The sequence below is a fragment of the Rhodococcus sp. YH3-3 genome (assembly GCF_001653035.1).
Taxonomy (GTDB): Bacteria; Actinomycetota; Actinomycetes; order Mycobacteriales; family Mycobacteriaceae; genus Rhodococcus_F; species Rhodococcus_F qingshengii.
The window spans coordinates 342,188-360,131 of the sequence record NZ_BCWH01000002.1; the positions used below are offsets into that span (position 1 = coordinate 342,188).

Consider the following 17,944-nt stretch of genomic DNA (forward strand, 5'->3'; position numbering starts at 1 on the left):
CTTGCCGATCGTCGGAGTATTCGTCGCACTGCGTATCTGGAGGAGTTGGTCATGGCAGAGAAGGTAAACATCGTTCTGGTGCATGGAGCCTGGGGAGACGGTTCTCATTGGCGTCACGTCATACCCACCCTGCACAACGCCGGGCATCGAGTGGTTGCGGTCCAGAATCCACTTACTTCGCTCGCCGACGACGTGGACCGGACCAGGAAGTTGGCCGAATCGATGGACGGCCCGACCCTGCTGGTCGGACACTCGTACGGCGGCGCGGTGATCACAGGCGCGGGTCATGCGGAAAACGTTGTGGGACTGGTATATATCGCTGCCTTTGCGCCGGACGAGGGTGACAGCCTGGGAAGTATCTTCGCCCGCACGGATCAGCCGGCGGGCGCGGCGAACATCGCGCCGGACGCCGAGGGCTTCTTGTGGATCGCCCCGGACAAGTTTCAGGAGAGTTTCAGTCAGGATCTCGACGACACCGAAGCATTGGTCATGGCGCTGACGCAGAAACCCATTGCGGGTCAGTGCTTCTCGGACCCGTCAGGGCCGCCGGCATGGCGTGGGAAGCCCAGTTGGTATCAGGTTTCAGGGCAGGACCGAATGATTCCGCCGGAAACCGAGCGATGGATGGCAGAGCGTATCGGTGCCCGCGAGATCGAGGAACTCGACGCAGGCCATGCATCCTTGGCGTCCCACCCGCACGAGGTCACCCAGTTGATTCTGCGTGCTGCTGCAGAATTGTCGTGACGGCGTAAATCGTCCGGCTGTTCGAGTGGGCTGCCCATCACGATTACTTTGTCGTCAGTCCTCGGAACTGCCCAGTCGGTGAAGCAGCGCTGTCAGCGTGGTGATGTCGTCCGTATCCCATTTCGCGAGTCGGGCGCGCCAGCGATCTATCTGGTGATTGCGGATGGTCGTGAGCTTCGTTCGCGCCTCAGGGGTCAGAGCTACCAACTTGGCGCGAGCGTCGTCGGGATCGGGGATTCGTTCCACCAGACCGAGTCGAGCTGCGGCGTCGATTTGCCGGGTCAAGGTGGACTTCTCGATATCGAGGGTGCAGATCAGGTCGGACATCCGCACCGCATCCGAACGGTTCAGGATGACCAGAACCGGGTAGAGCGCCGGATCGAGTTTGGGATGAATTGCGCGCGCATAGGTGCGCGCCTGGGCGCGTCCTCGTTGCCACATGTCGGCAAGTTCCATCTCCAGGCCCGTGATCGGATCTGAAACCACTGTCGTTTCCCCTTTGGTGCGATTCGTTCGGTGTTCATCAAACCAGAAGGGGGGCCGAAGTGATTTGGGTGAAGTCACGCTGAGCGAAAGGTACGTTCGGCGTACTGAAGGCGCCGGGCGTACCTTTCGCTCGCAAGGTGGGTGGGTCAAGCCACCGCATACGCCCGCACGCACGTGTTCAGGTCGCGGGTGAGATCGGCCGCGGTACTGGTCGGAGAACCGAATTTCACGACGGACCCGTCGCTCCCGTGGAACAACAGCGTCGGAAACGAAGTGGCGCCGAGCCTGCGTGCTCGGACGAAATCAGCGCGGGCGGCATCCTTCGAGGCGGCGGTGAACAGGGAAGACACCGCGGCAGATGGGTCGAGTTGGAGGGATTCCGCGATGGATCGGTACGTCTCGGGATCGGAAAGGCTGCGACCGTCTCGGTAGAACGCGATCTGCATGGCCTCCGCGATGTCGAGGGCGCGTGTCGGATCTTGCGCGCGCAGTGCGGCGAGTCCGATCGCTGCATCCGTCGAATCCATGACGAACCGCCCATCAGTCACCAGTTGTGAATATCCGTCACCGAAGACAGCGCCGGTCTGGGCGGCGATGGTCGCGTTGGCTGATTTCAGGTACGGAGCCGAAGACATGGGCGCGACGCGCTCACCGGTGAACAGTCCGCCGCTGACCACGGACAAGTCGATGGAATCGGCATTTTGACGGACGAACTCCGTCAACGCAGGGCCGAAGCCGAAACACCACCCGCAATAGGCGTCGAAGACGTAGGTGAGTTGCGTCTTGCCTGCTGTTTCCGAGCGTGATGTCTGCACTGGAAGATTCCTATCCGAGCGTGAACTGATTGATACCCTGACGATATGTCGCATTCGGGTATTCGGTCACGGTGAAGATGAGTCCCGAACTAGTGAAAAACAGACAAGTACCCGTCCGGGACGTCGGGTACGCATCGTCGGTGGCTGACGCGACCGAGATCGAAGTACTCAGCCTGGACACCATTCGCATCAACGGGGGAAGCGCAGAGTTCGTCGGCCCCCAACGTCCGCAATTTCACTTGCTCGCGCTGGTGACCGAGGGCTCGGCGCTACACACCATCGACTTCGTGAACTACGCGGTGAGCCCGGGGACCGTGTTCTGGGTCAGACCGGGGCAGGTGCAACAGTGGGGGCGAATCCAGGACTTCGAGGCGACGGTTGTTCTGTTCACGCCCTCGTCGCTCGATGCCGTCAGCCAGCAGTTGTTGGACGGGAACGCCCGCAGTCGGCAGGCAGCGTGGCAGTTGTCCGGCGAGAACCTCGAGACCATCAGCACGGGTATGAAACACCTGAACCTGAACTACGGCTGCCCGGATACTTCCGCGCCGGTCGTTCGCGCGGCCATTCTGCGGCACACGCTGACAGCAATTCTGTTGAAACTGACCCATCTCGGTGGACAGGAACAGAGTTCCGTGCTGGCGCACAATGACGTGTTCGAAAGGTTTCATGCCGTTGTCGAACGTGACTTCGCCACGGTCCGTTCGGTTTCGGAGTACGCCAACAAGATCGGGTACTCCGAGAAGACTGTGCTGCGGGCCACCCGAGCCGCTGCCGGGATGACGGCAAAGCAGTACATCGATCAGCGTGTGGTTCTCGAAGCGAAACGTCTGCTGTCTTTCGGCACGGACACGGTCACCCAGGTGGCGTCGAAGTTGGGGTTCGACGATTCTGCGAACTTCACGAAGTTCTTCGCCACCCGGGTGGGTGTTTCTCCGCTGACCTTCCGTCAGGACGTCAGAGCGCGCTGAATGCCGCCCATCGCGCGTCGGCGCTGTCGAGGGTTCCGATACTGTTCTGCCCCTTGCCATGTGCGATGCCGTCCAGATCCTGGATGATCCAGTAGATGGCAAAAGGATGGCTGCCGAACCAGAGATCACCGCTGACGTCCAGAGCGTGCGCCGGATCGGGTGTCAGGTTGTCGAACAGTGGAGTGTTTCGCACGATGGATGCGTCGTACTGCTGCCCGGAAAGTACGGCGACGGTCTGCGCCGCATGCTCGGGTAGGAGTTCCGGCGAGACGGGGGAAATCGTGCCGGTGTCTTGATTGTTGGTCGCGTTGACTTCCGATGCCGGCCTGGTGAATCCGGCCTCGGTGACCAGTGTGGAGATGGGAGTGGTCGGTGGCACGGTGAACAGGTTTCCGCTGTAGCCGAGAAGGATCGCAAGGCTCTGGCCGGCAGCCGCGGACTTGACGCCTTCGAGGCCGGATTCCAGCTTTCCGATCATGGCGGTAGCTTCGCTGCCTCGATCGAGCTGTGCCCCAGCGTGTTCGAGCACATCACGCCACGGCGCCGAGTACGGGAGGACCAAGGTTGGCGCCACGGAATTGATCTGCGCGAACAGGCTCGGTAGTGGACCGGCATTGCTCATCAAGATCTCGTCGGGTTCGACGGACGCGATCTCCTCGACGGCGGGGTTGGCGAAGAAAGTCGGCTTGTCGAGAACTTCGACGCCCTGCTCGCGCAGAATCGACTTGGCGACGTCCGATCGCAGGGTGCTGTAGACGACGGTGGGCTTCACGCCGAGTGCGAGTGCACTCAACCCCGCGTACTCGTCGAGCGCGAGAATGCGCTGCGGTGAGGCCGGAACTTCGACGGTGCCGAGTTCGTGGGTGACGGAGCGAGTTGCAGAGGCGGTGTCGGACTCGGCGGAGCTGCTGCACGCGCTTGCGCCGGCGACGGTCAGGAGAAGCGCCGAGACGATGCCGAATGCGGTTCGGGTGGTGAACATCTGAGGTCAACGATCCATTCGTGGGAAGAAGAAGGACAGGAGGGTACCGGCCAGCAGTAGGCCGGAGCAGACGAAGAGGGCCTGGGAGTATCCGGAAACCAGTGCTTCGGTCGGCGCGCTGTCCGAACGTGCCGTCGAGGAAGCGGCGACGCTCACGAGAACGGCTAGTCCGAGTGAACCGCCGATCTGACGCGATGTACTCAGTAGCCCGGATGCCATGCCGACTTCTTCGGGGGGAGCGTCGGCGGTGGCGACGTTACTGAGCGGCATGAACGACAGACCGATGCCGATGCTCGCCAGAAGCGAAGGCACCAGGATGACGGCCCAGAAGGGACTGTCGAGGTTCATGGTCGAAAACATGAAAGTTCCGATTGCGGCGACTGCTGTCCCGACTACGAGCAGCGGTCGAACTCCGTAGCGCGGAAGGAGTTTGGTGGACGCGAGGATGCCGATCACCAGGCCGAAGCAGAAGGGCAGGAAAGCCAGACCGGTGGTGGTCGGTGAATAGCCCAGCCCGCGTTGCAGGAAGAGTGAGACGAAGAAGAACGCGCTGAACTGTGCCGCGCACACCAGGCACATGATGGCGTTGGCCAGTCCGATTCGGGGTCGAAGCAGGGTGGACAGTCGTACCAGTGGTGTGGCGCAGCGGCTTTCGACCACAACGAAAGCAGTGAGCAGCGCGATCGTGAGCGCGAATCCACCCAGCACGTAACCTGAAGTCCAGGAATGTGATTCCGTGGCGATCACTGTGCCGACAAGGGCGGTGATTCCGGCCGTCGCCAAGATGGCTCCGGGGAGATCGAGGGAGCCGCCTCTGGCGGCTTGGCCGGCCGGCAGGCCACGGGCACCGGCAACTGCGGCGATCAGGGCCACTGGTGCGCCGGCGAACATCACCCATCGCCAACTGAGCCCTTCGGTCAAAATGCCGCTCAGGACGACACCGAGTGCGCCGCCCAGTGCTGACGACATTGCGCCGATGCCGAATGCCTTGGCCCTGGCGCGTCCGGTGGGAAAGGCCTGACTGAGTGCGGCGAGCCCGGCCGGCGCGATCAGTGCAGCGCCGACGCCTTGAAGCGCCCGAGCTCCGACAAGCATTTCGGCGGACACGGAGAAGGTGCCGACGATGCTGACGAGGGCGAACAGCAGAAGCCCGGAAACCAGAACTCGACGAGTGCCCATCACGTCGCACAGACGACCGCCGAGAAGCAGCAGTCCGCCGAAGGCGAGGGCGTACGCGTTGACGACCCAGGACAACCCGGCGTCGGAAAAGTTCAGCGATTCCTGAATGTCGGGCAGTGCGACGTTGATGACCGACATGTCGAAGGCCACCAGGAACTGCGCTGCCGCGGCGGCTGTGAGGACCAGAGCCGGTGCGGCTACCGCTCGAGTTGTTGTTGTCATTGCAGGTACCTAATTTGTATACGCGTTCTCATAAGTAGTTAGGTTTACCTTGCTGGCGACTGAGATGCAAGGGGTTCCCCGGGCGAGAGCGTCGTAGCAGGGGCGCGCACAATCGACGGATGGCCGAAAAGATGGAACCGAGATCACCGCGGCTCGGACGTCCCCCGACGATCACGTCGGAGCAGATAGTCGACGAGGCGAAACGGCAGCTACAGACCGGCGGCGCCGACGCGTTGAGCATGCGAGCGTTGGCGAAGTCGCTCGGCACCACGCCGATGGCGCTGTACCGGCACGTGGGCGACAAGGAACAGCTGATCAGCGCGGTGCTCGATGTGTACTCACAAGATCTCGGCGCGCTGGTCCTGCCGCAGGATCAGGTCGAACGGCTTCGCACGATCTTCACCGCGATCTTCGAAAAGCTGGCGTCGGAGCGCTGGATCATTGAGTTGCTTCAGCGCGGTGGCCGTGGTGGGAGCGGCGCTGTGGTCTTGGTCGATCGGGCGATGGCTGCGTGTGTCGAACTCGGTACGTCACCTCGTCGCGCACTGTTGGTCTATCGAGCGCTGTGGAACTACACACTCGGCGCATTGCTCAACATCTACGACACCACTACGCGACCGGAAGGCAGCGTGTCACCTCTCGCGGTCAAGATCCGAGAAATCGGGCCCGAGAAACTGCCGGTGCTCAGTGAGGTGCTCGAGGACTGGCCTGGAGGGACGACGACTGAGAGCTACTTGGAAGGACTGGAAGTCTTGATCAGCGGATATATGAACTCCGACTGAGTGTGTTCACAGCAGCCCGTGCCGCGGTGGGATTGTCCCGGACAGTGTCCACCGGCCGATGTGCTGGACCTTCCACCTCGTCGGATCGTGCAGGGTGTGCGTGCGCGCGTCACGCCAGAACCGCGAGAGGTTCGCCGATTCGCCTGCGCTTCTGGTGCCACCGATCTCGAACAGCGTGCTCGTGGCCGCCAATGACGCCCTGGCGCCGACCACTTTGGCAGTTGCAGCGTCGATGGATGCTCGGGCCGTGGAGTCCTCGGTGGGATCACGACGCGCCACGTCGATCGATCGCGCTGCTTCCGCCAAGAGGGATCTGGCAGCGCGAACCTCGATTGCCGCTTCGCCGGCGAGTTGAACGAGCAGTGGATCCTCCACCGCTGTATCGACTTTCGCCTCGAAGAAGGGACGCGCCTTTGCCGCGAGTTTCACGGATTCACGCAGTGCAGCCGACGCGATGCCGGTGTCGATCGCGGCGTGCAGGATCTGGGCCTGTGCTCCGTAGGTGGTCGGGTGAGTGAAGAGCGACGTGAAGGGTACGACATTGAACTGCGGTACCGAAACGGATTCCAGGGTCACGGTTCCGCTTGCAGTTGTCTTCTGTCCCATGCCGTCCCAGTCGTCGACGATCGACAGTCCGGGAGTATTCCGGGGTAGGTAGACCGCGGACTTCACCTGTGCGCCGGTCTCGGTGAATTGATCCGCATTGGCGGCACGCACCACGATCCAATCTGCGAAAAGCGCTCCGGTGCAATAGAATTTTCGACCTTCGAGCACAAAGTCTTCCCCGTCGGGGGTGAGAGTGGTGCCGTCGATGTCGATGGTCTGGTTGCCGCGCTCGCTCTGGGCGTTGGCGAACTGCTTGCCCGACAATGCTTCGGCGTAGAAGAACTGCTTCTGCTCGTTAGACCCCTGGTACCGGAGCGCTTCCAGGAAAGTGAAGTGGCTGTGCGGAATCTGCGCGATGCTGGGATCGCCCTCGGCGAGTAGGCGGAAGACCTCGGCCAACGTCTCGGTGCTTGCGTCGATGCCACCGAACTCCTTCGGCACCGAGAGTCCGAGCAAGCCGGACCGCGCCAGGGTGCGAACCTCGTCGTGGGGAAGGTGGCGCTGCGCATCGCGGACTCCGGCACCTGCCGCGAACTCGTCGGACAGCTGTGACGCCACCGAGAGCGCCTCGTCCTCGCTGGTGATGCGGTGCGCGATCTCCTGAATGTCCACAGCAGTCATGCTGCCACCGTTTCACAGTCGCAGCACCCACCCAACACTTACAACCTGTGTGATCGCTACCCTGGAAACCACTGGGAACTGCATGTTTGCTGGGTTTCATGTCTACTGAACGTATCGCCGACGAGATCAAGTTCGCCTACTGGGTGCCCAATGTCAGTGGTGGTCTGGTCACCTCCGACATCGAGCAGCGGACCAGCTGGGACTACGAGTACAACAAGAAGCTGGCGCAGACCGCCGAGAACAACGGCTTCGAGTACGCCCTGAGTCAGGTACGTTACGAGGCGAGCTACGGGGCCGAATTCCAGCACGAATCCACGAGCTTCAGCCTTGCGCTTCTCCTGGCCACTGAGAAGCTCAAGGTGATCGCCGCGGTGCATCCGGGACTCTGGCAGCCGGCCGTGTTGGCGAAACTGGGCGCTACCGCCGATCACTTGTCGAACGGTCGTTTTGCCGTCAACGTCGTCAGTGGTTGGTTCAAGGACGAGTTCACACATCTAGGCGAGCCGTGGCTCGAGCACGACGAGCGTTATCGGCGTAGCGCCGAGTTCCTTCAGGTTCTTCGGAAGATCTGGACGGAGGACGACGTCGATTTCCGCGGCGACTTCTACCGCATCCACGACTTCACGTTGAAGCCGAAGCCTCTCAACACTCCGGAGCGCCCCAATCCCGAACTGTTCCAAGGTGGTAACTCGGCGGCAGCCCGTGAGAACGCGGGCCGGTATTCGGATTGGTACTTCAGTAACGGCAAGGACTACGACGGCGTCACCGAACAGTTGGTCGACGTTCGCCGTGTTGCTCGTGAGAACGATCGGGAGGTCAAGTTCGGGCTCAACGGATTCATCATCGCCCGCGACACCGAGGCGGAAGCAAAGGACACACTGCGCGAGATCATCGCCAAGGCCAACCGCCCTGCGGTCGAGGGATTCAAGAATGCAGTCCAACAGGCCGGCGCATCGACCGCGTCCAAGGACGGGATGTGGGCGGATTCGACGTTCGAGGACTTGGTTCAGTACAACGACGGTTTCCGCTCGCAACTGATCGGCACGCCGGAACAAATCGCGCATCGGATCGTCGAATATCGCCGTCGCGGTGTCGATCTGATTCTCGGCGGATTCCTGCATTTCCAGGAGGAGATCGAATACTTCGGGGCCAAGGTGCTTCCGCTGGTTCGTGAACTCGAAGCAGCCGACAGCGACGAGCAGGTGCTCGTCACCGCCGGCTGATCGCCTGATCTCTCAGGACTTCGCGTGGCGTTTCGCCAGCATCCAACGTGAGATCTTCATGTCCCTGGCTTTTCGCTCGATGGTCAGCAGGTCCAGTGGAGCGCTGAACTTCTGAACGGCCAGTGATTTCACACTGCTGAACTCACGCAGCCCATCGGCTCCGTGGATACGGCCGAATCCGGAATCGCCGACCCCGCCGAACGGCAGGGCGGCGATTCCGGCGAAACCGAGAACCGAATTAACCGTGACGACACCGCATTCGAGCTTTTCGGCAATCGCTCGGCCCTTCGACGAACTCTTGGTGAACACCGAGGCGCCCAAGCCGTACTTCGACGCATTGGCGCGTTCGATCCCCTCGTTCATGTCGGAGACCTTGTTCACCACGACGCTCGGCCCGAACGTCTCCTCGGTGATCGCCGTGGAATCCTCCGGAACATCCGTCAGGATGATCGGATCGATGAACGGACCGTTGAACGAATCAAGTCCGCCGAGTACAGCTTTCGCGCCGCGACTGAGAGCGTCTTCGATCTGGCCCCGGACTATCCCAGTCTGCTTTCCCAGCGTCATCGGCCCGTAGGTCGAGCTGTCGGTGGCGCCGGCGTGGGCGTCTCGTAGCGCGGCGGTGAGCTTGGACAGGAAGGCGTCGTACACGGGCGCTGCGACGTAGATTCGTTCGACGCCGGCACAGGTTTGTCCGCCGTTGCCCACTGCCCCGAATGCCGCGAAGCTCACGGCCGCATCGAGGTTGGCATCGGAGTCCACCAGCATGGCGTCCTTGCCACCGCATTCGGCGACCAGGGGAGTGAGGGTGTCCGCGCAGGCGGCCATTACGCGCTTTGCGGTAGCGGTCGAACCGGTGAATGCGATCTTGTCGACGCCGGACGAACACAGAAGTGCTCCGGTTTTGCCGTCGCCGGTAATGGTCTGCAGGACAGGGTGTCCGGGTGTCGCGATGTCCCACAGCCGGGCCAATTCGACGCCGACGCCTGGTGAGAGTTCGCTCGGTTTGAACACGACGGCGTTACCGGCGGCCAGTGCGTAGCCGATCGACCCCATCGGTGTGTACAGCGGATAGTTCCAGGGGCCGATCACGCCGACGACGCCCATCGGCCGGTAGCCAACGGATGCAGACTGGTTGGCGCTGATCAGTCCTGCACCGACGCGTCTGCGGCGTAACACTTTCTGTGCGTTGCGTGCCGCCCAGTCGAGATGTTCGACGGCCAGCATGACTTCGAGTAGTGCGTCGTCGCTGGGTTTTCCGGTCTCGGCGGAAATGATCGCCGCCATCGATTCGGCGTGAGTGGCGATCGCGGCGCGGAAATTGCCGAGCACCTTCCGGCGGCCTTGGAATCCGAGTTGATCCCACCACTTCGACGCCGTGCGTGCTGCGGCGACCGCTTTCTCGATCTCCTGCTGGTCTGCAATGGGGTGCTGCGCGACCACGGAATCATTGCGAGGGTCGAGGCTCGCGAAAGTGTGATCGTCCGATCTCGGATCTGTCGACGTGGACGTGCTCTGGCGGCCGAGCTGTTCTGTCATGTTCTTCAGATCCTCCACATGTCGGTGCATCACATATATGTGATGTGATTTACTGTGCTGGTAGTCACAGTATGCGTCGGACCGAGCTCCGACAAGCCTCCAGCCTCATCTCACTCGGGAGTTTTCGATGTACATGGATTTCACGCAGGAGCAGTCTGATTTCGCCAAGTCGGTAGCGTCGTTCTGCAAGAAGGAAAGTGGTACCCGTGAGCAGCGAGACCTGCTGACCGATCATGGCGCCCATAACCACAACCAGGCGTTCTACGAGAAGATGGCGGAATTGGGATGGCTCGGGCTGACTGTCCCGGAGGAATACGGCGGATCCGCCGGAAGCACGGTCGACCTGTGCATCTTTCTGGAGGAAGCCGCCAAGGGCATGGCGCCGATCGGTGGACTCGGCCCGACCGTCATCACCGGGGCTGCATACGAGAAGTTCGGCAGTCCGGCCCAGAAGGAGGCAGTGCTCGGCGGGATCGTCCGTGGCGCGTCTCAGTCGATCTCGATGTCCGAACCCGAAGCGGGCTCCGACGTGGGAAATCTGAGTTGCCGCGCCGAGAAGGTCGACGGTGGGTGGCTGATCAACGGCCAGAAGACGTGGTGTTCCAACGCGCACTTCGCCGAGAACGTCCTTCTGGTGGCTCGCACATCCCGAGGTGAAGGCAAGCATGAGGGCCTGACGATGTTCCATGTCCCGGCCGACATCTCCGGATTGAAGATCAGTGGAATCGACACCATGGGCGGCAAGGAGGTCAACGATCTCTACTTCACCGACACATTTCTGCCCGAGGACGCGGTGGTTGGGGAAGTAGGCAACGGCTGGCGTCAACTCATGGCCGGACTCAACATAGAACGCCTCATCCTCGCGGCGATGATGCTCGGGACCGCGCAGCGCGCTTTCGACGACACCCTCGAATTCGTAACCACGCGTAAGCAGTTCGGCCGTCCGGTCGGATCGTTTCAGGCGCTTCGCCATCGGATCGCGGATCTCGCCACGGAGATCGAATGCGGCCGTCTGCTGGTCTACAGCGTGGCCAGGATGGTCGACGCCAACCCGACCAAGATGTTCCCGCGGGAAGCGTCGATGGCCAAGCTCAAGCTGACCGAGACCGCCAAGAAGGTCGCGCTCGAGGGGATGCAGATGATGGGTGGGTACGGTTACGCGACTGAGTTCGACATGGAGCACCATGTGCGAAAGACTCTTGTGTCCTCCATTTATGGTGGTACCAACGAGATTCAGCGAGACATCATCGGCAAAACGTACGGACTGTGAGGATCGGTTGTGGCAACGTCTGCACGCACTCGGAGAGCGACATCTGAGCTGAGGAGACGGCCACAGTTGTCGGAGGACGTGGCCAACCACGTTCGCAACCTGATCATGTCCGGCTCGGTCCGTCCGGGCGAGTTCGTCAGGCTGGACGAAACCGCGGCCGACCTCGGGGTCAGCGTCACGCCGGTGCGAGAAGCCCTCGTCGCATTACGCGGCGAGGGGATGGTCGAGTTGGTTCCGCATCGCGGCTATCTCGTCTCGCCCCTCAGTCGCCAGGACATCGAAGACATCTTCTGGTTGCAGGGGCAGATCGCGGTCAAGCTGGCGTTGCGGGCGATGGACAACATCACCGCTGATCAACTCGCGGAACTCGCGGAACTCAATGCCGATTTGCGAGCGGCGGTCGACGCTTCGGATGCAGCTGCGATCGAGCAGTGCGAATTCGAGTTCCATCGCCTGATCAATCGCGCTGCGGGTGGTGCGAAGTTGGCATGGTTCCTGTTCGGCGCGATTCGGTACACCCCTGCTCGTCTCTACGCGACGGATCCAGGCTGGGGTGAGCTTGCGGTATCGAGCCACGATGCTTTGATCGCGGCGTTCGAGAAGCACGATCGAGAACAGGTGGACGCGCAGATGAGTCTGCAGTTCTCCGACGGCGCTGCTCGACTTCTCGCTCACCTCGACAACATCGGGATCTGGGACTGAATGCAGGAGCTCAAGACGGCGGCAGGGCGGGTGCGAGCAGGATCGCCGCACATTCGGCGACCAGTTCTTCTTCCGTCACGTCGATGTACCCGTCGAGCCATGCACTGAGGGTCTGCGCCAGGCCGCCGACCAGGAACGTGGCCGTCAGGGTCAGATGACCGCTGTCGTTCAATCGGTAGAAGGTCTTCGCGTTGGCGGCCAGGAGACCGATGAATATCGTCGTCGACGCTTGGCGCTTCTCGGCCAGGACAGGGCTCGTCAGGGCGCTGGAGAACAGTAGACGTCCGCGACGGGGATCGTTCGCGATAGTGCGGACGATATTCGCGATTCCAGCGAGCGCCTTGCCGCGTTCGGTCTCGGCGGCGTCCACTGCAGCCTGGGTTGAAACGGCGATGTCCGTGATGACGGTGTCGTAGACGGCCGACATCAGAGCATCACGATCGGTGAAGCTCTCGTAGAAGTACCGCGCCGCGACACCGGCCTTCTTGCACACTCCGCGGACCGTCAGTTCGGGCTCGGCGGAGCCCATGAGTTCCAGACCGGCCTCGATCAGCGCACCCCGTCGTTGGGCTACGCGGAGCGCGCCGTCGACGCCACCGTACGAACGCGGTTGGTCATTCATGAAGACCATCTTTGCATCCTGAGATTGCTTGACATCTCGGCATTTCAGCGTTTCACTCATCTGAGAACATGCGTTCGCAGATATGACTTCGAAGGGGTTCTGCCATGACGGTGAGTAGGGATTCGACGGGCGGGCGCGAGGAAGCGGTGGCAGGCGGCATCGGAGCGGTCGGCGTCCAGGCGGTCGACATCGACGCCGAGGTTGAAAAGGCGATGTCCGGGCTCGGACTGTTGGCAGCCGGCGCCAACGTCATCATGCAGTTGGCGCGCCCGGCGGTGGGTTACGGCGTGTATGAGAGCAAGGTCGAGACGGGTCGGTTGGATCGGCATCCGGTGAAGCGAACCCGGACGACGCTGACGTATCTCGCCGTCGCAAGCCTGGCGACGGACGAAGAAAAGAAGCTGTACCGACGCGCAGTCAACGGCTCTCACAAGCACGTTCGCTCCGATGAGAACAGCGCGGTCGAATACAACGCGTTCGATCCCGAACTGCAGTTGTGGGTAGCCGCCTGCCTGTACCGAGGCTTCGAGGACGTCTACAAAATCTTGTACGGGGATCTCGATCCGGTCACCCGGGATGCGTTCTATCAGCGCAGCGCCACGTTCGGTACAACCCTTCAGATGCGACGCGACATGTGGCCGGCGGACCGGGATGCGTTCGAGGTCTACTGGAACGAGAACCTCGACAAGGTGGCGATCGACGAGACGATTCGTGAGCATCTCTACGGGATCGCGTCGGCGACCTTCACACCGAAGTTGTTGCATCCCGTGGTCGGTCCGCTCAACCGATTTGTCACCACCGGGTTCCTGCCCCAAGCCTTTCGTGACGAAATGCGGCTCCCGTGGTCAGTGCGTCAGCAGCGTAACTTCGACCGATCCATGCGCGTCGCCGCGCTGGTCAATCGGTTCAGTCCGAAGATTCTGCGGATGTTTCCCTACAACTTCTATCTCTGGGATCTGCGTCGGCGCATCGCCAAGGGAATCCCGTTGGTCTGAGCCGACTCTGGCACTTGAAGTGATTGACACCACAGGTGAATCGGACACATACTCGACATAGTTGAAGTTGACGTCAAGTTTCATCATTCCTGTGGAGGCTGTCAGTGGCGAACACCGAAGGCGTATGTGACCAGCGATTCTCTGGCTTGAAGGAGGCGCTGGCACGCAATCTCGATTCCGGCGAGGACGTCGGGGCAGCGATCGCACTGACGATCGACGGCGAATCCGTCGTCGACATGTGGGGCGGTTGGGTCGACGTCGAGCACACTGCTCCTTGGTCTCGCGACACCGTTACCAATGTCTGGTCCTGCAGCAAGACCGTGACCGCACTGGCCGCGCTCATGCTCGTCGACCGCGGGTTGCTTGATCTCGACGCCCCGGTCGCGCAGTACTGGCCGGAATTCGCAGCAGCGGGCAAGGACCGAATTCGGGTCCGGCAACTGTTGTCGCACACCTCGGGTGTGTCGGGGTGGGATCAACCGTTCACCCTCGAGAACATTTGCGACGACGAATATGCCACCGCCCGGTTGGCGACACAGGCTCCGTGGTGGGAACCGGGTACGGCATCCGGATACCACGCCCTCAACTACGGCCACCTGATCGGCGAGGTCGTCAGGCGCATCGACGGACGAACCCTCGGCCGCTTCATCGACGAGGAAATCGCCGGCCCACTCGATGCTGATTTCCGCCTGGGCTTGCCGAAGTCGGAATACGGGCGAGTCTCGAATGTGATTGCGCCACCGCCGTTGCCGATCGACATCGCGGCACTCGGGATGGACAACATCATGGTGAAGACATTCACCGCGCCGCCCGCTGACGCTACAGGTTCGTGGACCGACGGGTGGCGCGCCGCCGAGATCGGTGCGGCCAACGGTCATTCGAATGCGAGGGCACTCGCAAGGATCCAATCGGTGATCGCGTGCGGTGGCAAGGTCGGTGACGTTCGCTTGCTGTCGGAGGAAACGATCGACAAGATCTTCGAGGAGCAGTCGTACGGGGTCGACCTCGTCCTCGGCGTGCCGGTCCGCTTCGGCGTCGGATTCGGATTGCCGACGCCCGAGTCCGTCCCGTTCATTCCGGAGGGGCGAATCTGCTTCTGGGGAGGTTGGGGTGGCTCGCAGATCATCATCGACACCGAGAAGCGCATGACGTTCTCGTACGTGATGAACAAGATGGGGCCGGGTCTGCTCGGTTCCGAGAGATCGGCGCAGTACGTATCGGCGGCCTACGACGCTTTGAGTTGATCGACCGATTCAAATCCGGCAGAACGGTTTTTGTCTGTCGCCGCTGACTATGCTGCCGGATATGCCAGTGTGCTCCGGGGGGAAATCAGCGAGTCCGTTTCGTCGAAGTACGCCCAAAAGTTGCGGAGCTGCATCGGCTGATCGGCGATGAACGGTTTGGTCGACGTCGTCATGCGCTGGTGGCAGTTGCCGGACCAGTTCCACAGTTTCAGCAGGTACCTCCAGGACCGCGGGTTCTTGACTTCCTGCCGGGCGCTGGTCGGCGGAACAGCATTCTGGATGGGGCTGGTGTTGCTGTCGGCGCGATTCAGTGACGTCGGTCCGCAAGGTACGTTCTGGCGAGCGGTCAATCTGGCGGTCATCGCGCTGTGCCTCGGTGCGGCCCTGATCTGGTGGCTGTTTCCGCCTACGCCGCTGTGGTCGTACACCTTTGTCGTGGGTTCCGACGTCGCGATTGCGGCGGCGGCCGCAACCGACTCGGAACCGCTGGGACGACTCATCGCGTGCGTCGTTTTCGCGTCGATCGGCGGCTACATCGCGTTCTTCCACAATCCGAAACTCCAAGTCGGTCACTTGGTCTTCGCCTCGACCGTCACGGTGCTTTCGGGGTGGACTTTGTTGTTCGGGCCAGCAGCGGACGTCGGCTTGGGGCTGGCGAAGATCTCGGTTGTGCTGGCTACGATCATCGTGATTCCTGTTGTGTCACAGATTGTTCTGGCGGTCCTGGGTTCGGATGCCACTACCTCCGACATCGACCCGTTGACCGGACTGCTCAACCGTCGCGGATTGGCGCGTCGGGTGAACGACTTGATGGGCGCTCCGGTCACCGAAGCGGATGCACTGCTCGTAGTGGTGATCGACCTCGATCGCTTCAAGACGATCAACGACGTTCACGGCCATGACGTAGGAGACAGCACGATCATGCGAACTGCACTGCGCATCCGTTTGTGGACAACCCAGTCCGCCTTGACTGCTCGTATGGGCGGTGACGAGTTCGTCGTGGTCGAACGGGTACCGGTCAGCGTGATCTCCAGGCTGGAAGGACAGATCCGCTCCGCGATGGACGGAGCGAACGATGACCCTCCGACGAGCGCGAGCATCGGAATGGCGGTCCGCACCGCGCCCCGGAATCCGGGTGAGTCAGTCGACGCTGCTTTTGCCGAACTCTTCCGCGTCGCGGACTCGGTGATGTACGAAGCGAAGCGCGAAGGTGGCAACCAGGTGCGGGCGAGCCTGGTCTGATGTGAGAGCTCAGTCGGCGAAGCTCAGACCACGTTCGGCGAGTGCTTCGCGCAGAATCCTCAAGGCCTTCGGTCCCATCCCGTGCAAAGCGCCGAGTTCCTTCTCGGACACGGACGTCAGCTGCGCGAGATGGGTGTAACCCGCTGCGATCAGCGCGCGCTGTGCGGGAGCTCCCGTCTTCGGGAAGTCGGTTTCCACTGTGCCCGGATCCGGTTCTGTCACTGGCCAACTCCTCCGTGTGGGTTTCTCACAGTTTAGCGAGCGTCGTGAACGATTTCGGGGCTGCCGATTTTGTCGGGCGTTCGCGGAAGTGCGCGAGCTGCCACGGCAATGCCGACGATCGAGACAGCGGCGAAGGTGAAGAGAAGCAATTGCGCAGAACGAAGCGTCGACGGTTCGCCGATGTTGACCAGCACTCCGGCCAGGGCTGCACCGAAGGCATTGGCGATCAGCTGAACGGTGTTGATGGCAGCCGAGGCACGCGCACCTTCTCCGGGATCGGTGACCGAGGTCATCGCCCCGACTGCAAGATGAGGCCAGGCGATGCCGATTCCGACGCCGGCGAACAGCAGTCCGATCACCCACGCGACCATCGCACCGGCGCCGGCGTGTTCGGTGAGAAATGCTGCCATGATGCCCAACCCGATCGCGACGAGGATCGGACCGCTGACAACGATTCGTCGCACGATACGAGGGGTCGTGGCCGAGGCGCTCGGGATTTCGCCGAGAGTCCAGCCGAGAGCGAGTGCGGCCCCGAGGAATCCGGCCGCGAGAGGCGCCAGGCCGGCAAGTCGTTGCCCGAAGAGTGGAATGAACGTCTCGACGGTCGACGCGACGGCGAGGACGACGATGGTCAGGTACACCCATTTGAGAGATGACGAGTTGAACGTCGACGGCGGTAGTACGCCGTGGCGCGAGCGACGGTCAGCGGCGACAAAAGCGATCAGTAGCAGCACAGCGGCGAGAACCATTGCGGCGGTCACGGCGAGGTTGGACAGAATTCCGGCAACGCTGACCAGCAAAGCTGCCGCAGTCAGCAATGCCAGCGAGAGGACCGGCACCGGGCTACTGGTGGTGCTGCCCGGTTCATGTGCCGGTAGCGCGCTGGGGACGAGAGCGGCGACTGCGATCGTCGCGATGACCAGGACGCCGAAAGCCCATCGCCAGGCTCCGAACTGAGCAAAGACACCGCCGATTGCAGGGCCGGCGAAGGTGCCGACTCCCCACATCGCCGAAACCAGCGCGGCCCCGCGAGTCCACAGATGTCTGGGGAGCGCGGCATTGATGACGGCGTAACCGAGACCGGCCAGCAGGCCACCGCCCGAACCCTGGATCGTGCGGCCGACCAACAGCAATTCCATCGTCGGGCTGACCGCACAGACAACGGTGCCGAGCGCGAAGATCGCGAGGCCGATCAGGTAGGCCCCGCGCGGTCCCCTGGCAGCGAGGACGTTGGTGACCAACATCGAAGAGATGACGGAAGCAATGAGAAAGACCGTCGCGGTCCAGGCGTAGTACTGCTGACCGCCGATGTCGTCGATGGCAGTCGGAAGCAGGCTGGTCGTCAGGTAGACGTTGGTCGCGTACAGCGCAACGCCGCCTGCGAGGACGGTAGCGGTGCCGAGGTATCGACCGCTCAGGAGTTGCCGCCAGGTTCCGGCGGGAGCATCGGTGGGGGAGTGCATGTTGTCGAAGGTAGAAT

Annotated in this window: 18 protein-coding genes; 9 read left to right on the forward strand and 9 right to left on the reverse strand. The window is 62.0% G+C overall.

Annotated elements, in window-relative coordinates:
• The first annotated feature begins 51 nt into the window (after positions 1 to 51).
• Entirely contained in the window at positions 52 to 744 is a 693-nt protein-coding gene (locus YH3_RS14220) for an alpha/beta hydrolase (protein ID WP_047269408.1), read from the forward strand.
• Between the two features lie 54 nt (positions 745 to 798).
• Here the strand turns inward: YH3_RS14220 and YH3_RS14225 are convergent, their stop codons facing one another.
• Both YH3_RS14225 and YH3_RS14230 read right to left on the reverse strand, forming a co-directional pair.
• Positions 799 to 1,230 carry a MarR family winged helix-turn-helix transcriptional regulator gene (locus YH3_RS14225; protein WP_003942924.1) on the reverse strand — a complete coding sequence of 144 codons (432 nt, stop codon included), beginning with the start codon at positions 1,228 to 1,230 and terminating at the stop codon, positions 799 to 801.
• A 146-nt stretch (positions 1,231 to 1,376) separates the two neighbouring features.
• Positions 1,377 to 2,045, reverse strand: a complete 669-nt coding sequence (locus tag YH3_RS14230; RefSeq protein ID WP_007730785.1) for a DsbA family protein — start codon at positions 2,043 to 2,045, stop codon at positions 1,377 to 1,379.
• Between the two features lie 140 nt (positions 2,046 to 2,185).
• Between YH3_RS14230 and YH3_RS14235 the strand changes: the two genes are divergently transcribed.
• Positions 2,186 to 3,013, forward strand: coding sequence for an AraC family transcriptional regulator (locus YH3_RS14235; protein ID WP_030536057.1), 828 nt, complete (start codon positions 2,186 to 2,188; stop codon positions 3,011 to 3,013).
• On the opposite strand, the gene YH3_RS14240 is transcribed toward YH3_RS14235, so the two are convergent.
• Both YH3_RS14240 and YH3_RS14245 read right to left on the reverse strand, forming a co-directional pair.
• Positions 3,000 to 3,995, reverse strand: a complete 996-nt coding sequence (locus tag YH3_RS14240) for an ABC transporter substrate-binding protein (RefSeq protein ID WP_007730787.1) — start codon at positions 3,993 to 3,995, stop codon at positions 3,000 to 3,002. The two genes, YH3_RS14235 and YH3_RS14240, sit on opposite strands and share 14 nt — an antisense overlap.
• Before the next feature lie 6 nt (positions 3,996 to 4,001).
• Positions 4,002 to 5,396, reverse strand: a complete 1,395-nt coding sequence (locus tag YH3_RS14245) for an MFS transporter (protein ID WP_003942889.1) — start codon at positions 5,394 to 5,396, stop codon at positions 4,002 to 4,004.
• Positions 5,397 to 5,515: 119 nt separating this feature from the next.
• Between YH3_RS14245 and YH3_RS14250 the strand changes: the two genes are divergently transcribed.
• On the forward strand, positions 5,516 to 6,178 hold the full coding sequence (locus YH3_RS14250) for a TetR/AcrR family transcriptional regulator (RefSeq protein ID WP_030536056.1): 663 nt from the start codon (positions 5,516 to 5,518) through the stop codon (positions 6,176 to 6,178).
• A gap of 6 nt (positions 6,179 to 6,184) precedes the next feature.
• On the opposite strand, the gene YH3_RS14255 is transcribed toward YH3_RS14250, so the two are convergent.
• Positions 6,185 to 7,405 (reverse strand): SfnB family sulfur acquisition oxidoreductase, encoded by a 1,221-nt coding sequence (locus tag YH3_RS14255; RefSeq protein WP_064443616.1) that lies wholly within the window; start codon positions 7,403 to 7,405, stop codon positions 6,185 to 6,187.
• Positions 7,406 to 7,503: 98 nt separating this feature from the next.
• Between YH3_RS14255 and sfnG the strand changes: the two genes are divergently transcribed.
• A complete protein-coding gene (gene sfnG / locus YH3_RS14260; RefSeq protein ID WP_007730790.1) occupies positions 7,504 to 8,628 on the forward strand; it encodes a dimethylsulfone monooxygenase SfnG in 1,125 nt (374 codons plus the stop codon).
• Positions 8,629 to 8,640: 12 nt separating this feature from the next.
• On the opposite strand, the gene YH3_RS14265 is transcribed toward sfnG, so the two are convergent.
• Positions 8,641 to 10,167: an aldehyde dehydrogenase family protein gene (locus tag YH3_RS14265; RefSeq protein WP_030536053.1), complete on the reverse strand. Its 1,527-nt coding sequence runs from the start codon at positions 10,165 to 10,167 to the stop codon at positions 8,641 to 8,643.
• A 127-nt stretch (positions 10,168 to 10,294) separates the two neighbouring features.
• Here YH3_RS14265 and YH3_RS14270 point away from each other — a divergent pair, with 127 nt between their 5' ends.
• Both YH3_RS14270 and YH3_RS14275 read left to right on the forward strand, forming a co-directional pair.
• The gene (locus YH3_RS14270) at positions 10,295 to 11,437 is read left to right on the forward strand and encodes an acyl-CoA dehydrogenase family protein (protein ID WP_030536052.1); all 1,143 of its coding nucleotides are present in this window, start codon (positions 10,295 to 10,297) and stop codon (positions 11,435 to 11,437) included.
• Positions 11,438 to 11,446: 9 nt separating this feature from the next.
• Complete coding sequence (locus YH3_RS14275; RefSeq protein WP_030536051.1) at positions 11,447 to 12,139, forward strand: GntR family transcriptional regulator; 693 nt, start codon at positions 11,447 to 11,449, stop codon at positions 12,137 to 12,139.
• Between the two features lie 10 nt (positions 12,140 to 12,149).
• Here the strand turns inward: YH3_RS14275 and YH3_RS14280 are convergent, their stop codons facing one another.
• Positions 12,150 to 12,770 carry a TetR/AcrR family transcriptional regulator gene (locus tag YH3_RS14280; protein WP_030536050.1) on the reverse strand — a complete coding sequence of 207 codons (621 nt, stop codon included), beginning with the start codon at positions 12,768 to 12,770 and terminating at the stop codon, positions 12,150 to 12,152.
• A 95-nt stretch (positions 12,771 to 12,865) separates the two neighbouring features.
• On the opposite strand from YH3_RS14280, the gene YH3_RS14285 reads away from it, so the two are divergent.
• The 3 genes from YH3_RS14285 (at position 12,866) to YH3_RS14295 (ending at position 16,242) form a co-directional block, all read left to right on the forward strand.
• Complete coding sequence (locus YH3_RS14285) at positions 12,866 to 13,756, forward strand: oxygenase MpaB family protein (RefSeq protein WP_223304557.1); 891 nt, start codon at positions 12,866 to 12,868, stop codon at positions 13,754 to 13,756.
• A 104-nt stretch (positions 13,757 to 13,860) separates the two neighbouring features.
• Positions 13,861 to 15,000: an EstA family serine hydrolase gene (locus YH3_RS14290; RefSeq protein WP_030536048.1), complete on the forward strand. Its 1,140-nt coding sequence runs from the start codon at positions 13,861 to 13,863 to the stop codon at positions 14,998 to 15,000.
• A 147-nt stretch (positions 15,001 to 15,147) separates the two neighbouring features.
• Entirely contained in the window at positions 15,148 to 16,242 is a 1,095-nt protein-coding gene (locus YH3_RS14295) for a GGDEF domain-containing protein (RefSeq protein WP_042446343.1), read from the forward strand.
• Between the two features lie 9 nt (positions 16,243 to 16,251).
• Here the strand turns inward: YH3_RS14295 and YH3_RS14300 are convergent, their stop codons facing one another.
• Both YH3_RS14300 and YH3_RS14305 read right to left on the reverse strand, forming a co-directional pair.
• The gene (locus YH3_RS14300; RefSeq protein WP_007730800.1) at positions 16,252 to 16,464 is read right to left on the reverse strand and encodes a hypothetical protein; all 213 of its coding nucleotides are present in this window, start codon (positions 16,462 to 16,464) and stop codon (positions 16,252 to 16,254) included.
• A 32-nt stretch (positions 16,465 to 16,496) separates the two neighbouring features.
• A complete protein-coding gene (locus YH3_RS14305; protein WP_064443617.1) occupies positions 16,497 to 17,927 on the reverse strand; it encodes an MFS transporter in 1,431 nt (476 codons plus the stop codon).
• Positions 17,928 to 17,944: the final 17 nt, after the last annotated feature.